The 6,337-nt window shown below is 53.1% G+C and carries 4 protein-coding genes and 1 pseudogene; 4 read left to right on the top strand and 1 reads right to left on the bottom strand.

Annotation, left to right across the window (positions count from 1 at the left end; genetic code table 11):
- Nucleotides 1–18 precede the first annotated feature (18 nt).
- The 4 genes from T5B8_RS18760 (at nt 19) to T5B8_RS18770 (ending at nt 5,753) form a co-directional block, all read left to right on the top strand.
- Nucleotides 19–2,454: a hypothetical protein gene (locus tag T5B8_RS18760; RefSeq protein WP_353180858.1), complete on the top strand. Its 2,436-nt coding sequence runs from the start codon at nt 19–21 to the stop codon at nt 2,452–2,454.
- Nucleotides 2,455–2,664: 210 nt separating this feature from the next.
- Nucleotides 2,665–3,897, top strand: coding sequence for a phosphoribosyltransferase-like protein (locus tag T5B8_RS19995; RefSeq protein WP_434555273.1), 1,233 nt, complete (start codon nt 2,665–2,667; stop codon nt 3,895–3,897).
- A gap of 200 nt (nt 3,898–4,097) precedes the next feature.
- Complete coding sequence (locus T5B8_RS18765) at nt 4,098–5,405, top strand: reverse transcriptase family protein (protein ID WP_353162750.1); 1,308 nt, start codon at nt 4,098–4,100, stop codon at nt 5,403–5,405.
- Between the two features lie 165 nt (nt 5,406–5,570).
- On the top strand, nt 5,571–5,753 hold the full coding sequence (locus T5B8_RS18770; protein WP_353162747.1) for a hypothetical protein: 183 nt from the start codon (nt 5,571–5,573) through the stop codon (nt 5,751–5,753).
- A 244-nt stretch (nt 5,754–5,997) separates the two neighbouring features.
- Here the strand turns inward: T5B8_RS18770 and T5B8_RS18775 are convergent.
- Nucleotides 5,998–6,108 (bottom strand): annotated as a pseudogene (locus T5B8_RS18775) (hypothetical protein); the annotation flags it as partial.
- Nucleotides 6,109–6,337: the final 229 nt, after the last annotated feature.

Genomic DNA, 6,337 nt, shown 5'->3' on the forward strand with positions numbered 1-6,337 from the left:
GCGCGATATGACAAGGACATGACGGATGAGTCGCGTCGGGATCTTGAAAACGCAATTTGGGTGTGTGGCAATTGCCATAAAAAGCTCGACCAAGACTTTAGTTCGTACTCAGTTGAAACTCTTAAGGAGATGAAGAGTGCGGCTGAGGGGCGTGCTCGCGCAAGACACGCCGAGATAGAAGGAGGACGCGTCGCGCCGCTACTCGAGAGGGTGAGAACCTCCTGGAATCACGAGACTACTAACGACGATACGTATGTCCGTCGCCAAGATTTAACGCGGCAACTGGATGGCTGGTGCAGTGATTCAAAGACGCGTCTTATATCGCTCGTCGGCATCGGGGGGACGGGAAAGACGGCTCTATTAGGGTACTGGCTTAAAACGGATTACCATCGTATTTCTAGGAACGTAGAGGGCCTATTTTTTTGGAGCTTCTACGTAGAGCGAAGTGTAGATCAGTTTCTCGCAGAGCTTTTAGCGTTCAGCGAAGAACTCGGGTGGGATCGACCTCAAAAAGGGTCTGAGGGTGACGTTCTAGATTTAGTTGAGAAGCAGTTTCATCGCCTGCCGCCGCTAATTCTGGCCATTGACGGCTTGGAGGTGCTACAAGAAGGCATCTCTGAAGGCAGGTCGTATGGCACCTTTGTAGACGCAAAGCTTCGCGACTTTCTACAGCACGTCATACGCGCAAAGTCACCATGGATTTGCGTCTGCACGAGCCGCTTCCCTATAACCGATTTTAGGTTTACGTCCGTCGCGGTCGAATGCATGGTTGGGGCATTGACTAACAGTGAAGGCGCGGAAGTCCTTTTCAGCAATTCAGTGCTCGGCGATGTGAATGACAGAGAGGCTATTTCTCGATATCTCGAGGGGCACCCGCTAGCGCTAAGAATTTTTGCTGCATCTCTCCCGCGGGCAAAGCGCGATGAGCCGCGGCGACACCTCGTAAATGTATTTACCGATCTGAGCCAAAATACCGAGTTTCAGGGGAAACTGGTTCGGCTATTGGATTTTTACGCTAATACGCTCACCTTAACCCAGACTGTGGTTCTTTTAGCCCTGTCGATATTCAGAACCCCTGTTCCGAGGCAAGCCATCTTGTTGCTTGCAAAGAAGATAAGCCCCGATATCGGCGCGGAGGCTGAAATAAATGAGCTGGGTCTTGCCGAAGACATGCGAACGTTGGCTGTGAGTGGTTTGATCGTAGACGACCAACTTGGGGGGCGAAGTCTATATGCTTGCCATCCCATCATCCGCGACTACTTTCGACAGAGATTAGTTGACGATAACAAGGCCTTCTTATCAGCGGTCGACTTGCTGACATCTCGACCTGACGAGGTAAATGCCCACGGCGCTAGTGCCTACGAGCCTCTTATAGCCGCAGTCGAAGCACTTCTGGTTGGCAATATGTTCGCAGAGGCGTTGGAAATATTTGAACGGCGCTTCTACGAAGCGAAAGTGTTTTTGAACGAGGGATTGGCGAAATCCGGCAAAAGAGTTTGCGACGCATTCGTCGCCTTCTTTGAAAGTGCCTCCAACGCTGAGATTAGATCTATAGAAGCTCCCCGAACGCGTAATCGCACTCGATTCGATCGCGGCTACTTTTGCCGAAGGGCTCTCGTATTTGATTTAGCTCTAGGAGAACTGGATGACGCGAACGATCTCATTTCGGCGCAACTTCAGCACGCCAACGGCGTGATCCGGGCTATTGCGTATCATTTCCTCGCGGAGCTTGAGTTCTTGCGGGGAAACTACGCCGACTGTGTTCGCGCCGCTAGTGCCGTAATCGACGGCTTAGGTTCTGTCGATACGACCGCAAAGACGCGAATAAGAAGAGTACGTGCTGGCTATTGGCGACTGAAAGCCGCGTGTCTTTTAGGGCTTGAGTCCCTTGCTAACGATTGGTTTGCCGAGTTGCGCGCTTCGCGTCGATATATTGAATCCGCAGATGTACACGCTTTGATTGACCTCGCAAACGTTTGGCTCAGCATGAGCTTTAGAAAAGAGGGGGGCGCAAGAGCTGCGAAGGTGGCCTTGCAAAGAACCGATGTATTCGAGGACCAGGTGTTAGCTTTGGAGGTCGATTTAGTCGTGGCGAGATTCGGATTGGCGACACGGCATAACTTGAGGCGCTGCGACGCTTTGATAAGTAAAGCTTACGGAGAGTCGGTGGAGCAGAGCTACCAGTATCTGATGTTAACTGCCCAGATTTTAAGGGAGTACCTGGCACTTGCAGAGGGCAGAGAAGTGCAGCGCGCCATGCTCGAACAAGCTATATCGATGGCGCTTGGCGCCGGCATGTTGGGCTTAGCTGCAGAAGCCGAGCAAGTTCTTTGGCTGGATACTACTGCAGTGACTGATGGCCTTGCCCCACCAGCCGATCTGGTTAAGCTCGTCCAAAAAACGGGCTATGAGGCGTTAGACTGCTTTTTTTTCAATGTGGGTAGCAAAGAGTAATCGCGGTATATATCACGAAGTATTTGCGGCTGCTTACGGCATGACATTGGCCTTCGAAGCTCTCGCGGGGGGGGGGGCACCTCGATGACCCTGCGTGATATGGTCGCCGAAGCATTGCGCGGACGGAAATATAGGGTGCTGTTCCACCGGCGTTTTAATCTTCGGCGCGTATAGGGGGTTGCGTCGTTCAACTAGCGATATCGACTTGTAATGCTAGATATTACGAAGACGGGCAAGGCGCAGAACTGGCTTCGTCAGTTCCACCAGCATGATTATTCGAGTGCTTATACTTTATTGCAGCAGATTCGGTTCGTTAGGACCGACGATGTAAGGATATGGCTTGCGGACCAGCTTATTTGTCATTCTAGGGATGAATGGTTGGCTCTGTACGCTGAACGTGAACTAGCACCCGGGAGTCGGTTCTTTCCTAAGTTAGACCCGAGCACGCGGCGTAGAAGATCGGTCGGAAAAAGGGGGCCTGCTTTTGTAGCGCCTCCGAGGGGATCTCAACGCGTCGGCAGCGAAGGAATAATCGGGAACGTTTTATCTGAGGTTCACGGGCGTAACGACTGTAAAACGCGCTTGTCTCCAGGACCCGACATTCTTCGTCCAAAAAAAACGCGTGATGCGATTAGACGACTCGCGATTGTCACAGACAATATTGGCTCCGGGGACCGCATCTTAAAAATACTTGATGCAATGCGGAAAACTAGATCTATTTATAGCTGGAAATCGCACCTTCACGTACCGCTCGAGATTATTGTATTCGCCTATTCGACCAGCTCCCATGGACTAAAACGCATTCAAAATCATTCATTAGCGCCGCGCGTTGTGAACTGTCGAGTATCTTCAGACCTTTGGACCCCGTTCCAGAATGCCGAAGAGGTACGCGATCTGTGCGTGAAATATGATCCTGGAGGAACGGATGAGAACGAGACAGCGCTAGGATATAAGAGTAGTGGGACACTAACCGTTTTCGGACATGGGTGCCCGAATACCGTGCCGCGAATTTTATGGAAAAGTACTCGGGTTTGGGTGCCGCTTTTCCCGCAGCGTTCTGCAGTAAATTTTAGCTCGTTCGATAAGGCGTCGGATATAGAGAAATTTACAAAGCAATTTCTGCAATTCGACGAGCCTCGCCTAAGCGAGCCGGCGCTGTTAGAGCGTTTTTCTACGACGACGCGCGCTGCTCTATTAACCTTGATCGCTATTTCACGCGGCTTACATGACGCCATCAAGTTATCCTGTCGAACTGATCTTGATATGGCAACGGTTACAGTACTGTTAGACGTATTTAAGAGTGCCGGTTGGATTAGTGCATCGAACGTAATTACCGACAGAGGCCTAGCGGAGCTTAGAGCAGCACGCCGCGTTCGCGGGGCCGGACGCGCCTATCCGGAAGATCACGTTTCGGTATACTGTCCGACATCGCTGCGGGGTTAAGTTGCAACGAGCGAGCTCGTGCTACGAGAGCAGTACGCTTCTGCGTAGGGAGCCAGGGTAATCCTGGCTTCTGGGGCTAGGAGTTGCCGATGCCCTATGAATGAGCCACCGCTAGCCTGTCGTTTGCCAGCGTGCCGTTTAACCGCCGAACGCCTAGGCTGACGCCACGCTGGCATACGAACCCTTGCTGGTCAAAGTCGATGCTTAACTTTTCTCCGCAGCGATTTCAATTCGTCGCGAAAAGACTCTCTACTGACCACTTAGTCATTGAGAAAGCGGTCGAGGTCGCCGACCGTATTACTACTGGCCACCCGGACCGCGCGGTTGTGTTCACGTTAAGACATCTCGCGGCGTTGGCCAATGTTTCATATCCTTTGATGCGTCACTGGGTGGGTGGTTGGGGGGCAGAACCGTATCGCGAGTTTTTTCTTGCTAAGAAAAGAAGTCGTAACTCAATCCGCGATCGGTCGCTCGGGCGAACTGGAAGGCGTATGAGGCGTGTCGTTGTGCCATCGCTAGAGCTTATGCGTTTACAGCGGTGGATCCACGCCCGAATACTTCTCAATACGAGTGTTCATAGAGCTAGCACGGCGTTCTGCAAAAACGCGAGCGTTATTGACGCGGCACGGCCCCATTGCGGCTGCCGGTGGCTGATAAAGCTCGATATCGAGAATTTTTTTGAGTCAATATACGAGCCGGAGATCTATAGAGTTTTCACGGGGCTCGGCTATCCAAAGCTTTTAGCTTTTGAGCTGACCCGACTATGCACGCGCTTAGTGCCAGCGGCACAGTTTAGTGACAATCTTCTAATTCCGAGAGGCTCCTTTACCCGCACACGTGGCCCGGCGTTTTACGATCGATATCAGCCGCTGAAAAATAGCCGCAAAGATAGGTCTGGTGGTCTTGGCTTCTTGAAAGAGGACAGCGACTTTTATCCAGTAGGTGGCCGAGTGTGGCACTCGGCGGTACCCGCACGTTTACGCCTCGGGAGCCTACCGCAAGGAGCTCCAACAAGCCCTATGCTCGCCAATTTAGCCGTGCGTCCGCTCGATGAGCAGCTAGACAAATTCGCTCGCGGGAGAGGGCTCGTTTATACCCGCTATGCTGATGATATGACGTTTTCCACGACCGATAAAGATTTTACCCGCGAAGATGCTGCCAAAGTTGTGGAGTACGCGATAAGGTGTATAGAAAAAGAAGGGCTCCGTTTGCATGCCGCTAAAACGCAAGTTGTACCCCCAGGCGCGCGCCGGCTCGTTCTCGGGCTTCAGGTTGACGGGGCGAAGCCGCGGTTGACACGTGAGTATCGTAATAACTTGCGTCAGCACGCTTACATGCTCGGCACCAAGTCGATACCACCAAGTGAACACGCTAGCGCGCGTGGGTTTCGCTCAGTTTTTAGTATGCGGCGTCATATCGAGGGTAAGATCGAGCATGCACGCCAAGTTGAGCAGGATTTTGCTGCAGAAATTACGGGCAAACTGAAGGACGTCGACTGGCCTGTATGATGCCAATGAGGGCAAGCTCAAATTCATGGTGCGCTCCATCGAAGGCGTTCTGTACCGTTTCAGCGACGGTTGAGAGAAGGTTTAGCGGATACTTTCGATCTTCGGCTGTTACGCTCTGGCGGATGAGCGGTTTATCGAGCGTTCGATTTAGTCGAATAGGTTGGTTTGAGCCACGGTCAACGTCTGGTGGCGCTGCCTGTCCACACTCACCCGCTTGCGCATGTTTACGAGGCCTTCGGCGGCATTGTCGCCGCAGTGGCCGACGGCACTCATGCTGTAGATCAAATTGTGGCCGCGAAGAAAGCGCTGCTGATCGTCGCTGGTGAACTGAGTCCTCTATCGGAGTGAAGCGCGACGGGTTCGTCGTGTGCCTCGCGTTGCCTGTGGGGGCCATTAACACGGCTATGGGCATGAGATTCCGCGTTTGACTTGTACTCACTGACTAGCCCACCGCCGCCTCGTTGTAGAGGTCGAGAGCGACACACAGGTATAACGAGGCTTCAGCGGTTCGGCTATAGCTGATGTCGGTCATCCGTTTTGCTTTGAGGTTGGCCCGGCCATGATCCGGCTGAGCGCTGGAGGGCCTGGCGCGCTAGCGCCGCTGTTGCGGGATGCCTTGTAGACTGTAAGTGGGCATTAACCGTGCGACGCGATTGCCACTCACGGTCCGACCTTCAAACTGCAGCCTCTCGGCGATCCGCGGAGCGCCAAAACTTAATCGCTGTCGGAGTACAGCGTGCGAATTCTCTCAGTAAGCCGCGTATTGGCCCGCCGAACGCTGCCCAGGGGTAAAAGCCTCTGGTCGTACCTTCAGGCAACGGCCCGCGAGCTGGACTGGATAATTGGAACGACAACGTTGGATCGTTGCGTACCTTACGACGACCTGAATCGCCCCGGGTTCGTCGGAGGCTCCAACTCTTGAGAGACTGGAG

The sequence above is a fragment of the Salinisphaera sp. T5B8 genome (assembly GCF_040361255.1).
GTDB lineage: Bacteria > Pseudomonadota > Gammaproteobacteria > Nevskiales > Salinisphaeraceae > Salinisphaera.

Excerpts from the sequence above, each read along its gene's own strand:
- T5B8_RS18760 (WP_353180858.1), top strand. The coding sequence starts at position 19 with ATGACGGATGAGTCGCGTCGGGATCTTGAAAACGCAATTTGGGTGTGT.
- T5B8_RS18765 (WP_353162750.1), top strand. The coding sequence starts at position 4,098 with ATGCTTAACTTTTCTCCGCAGCGATTTCAATTCGTCGCGAAAAGACTC.
- T5B8_RS19995 (WP_434555273.1), top strand. The coding sequence starts at position 2,665 with ATGCTAGATATTACGAAGACGGGCAAGGCGCAGAACTGGCTTCGTCAG.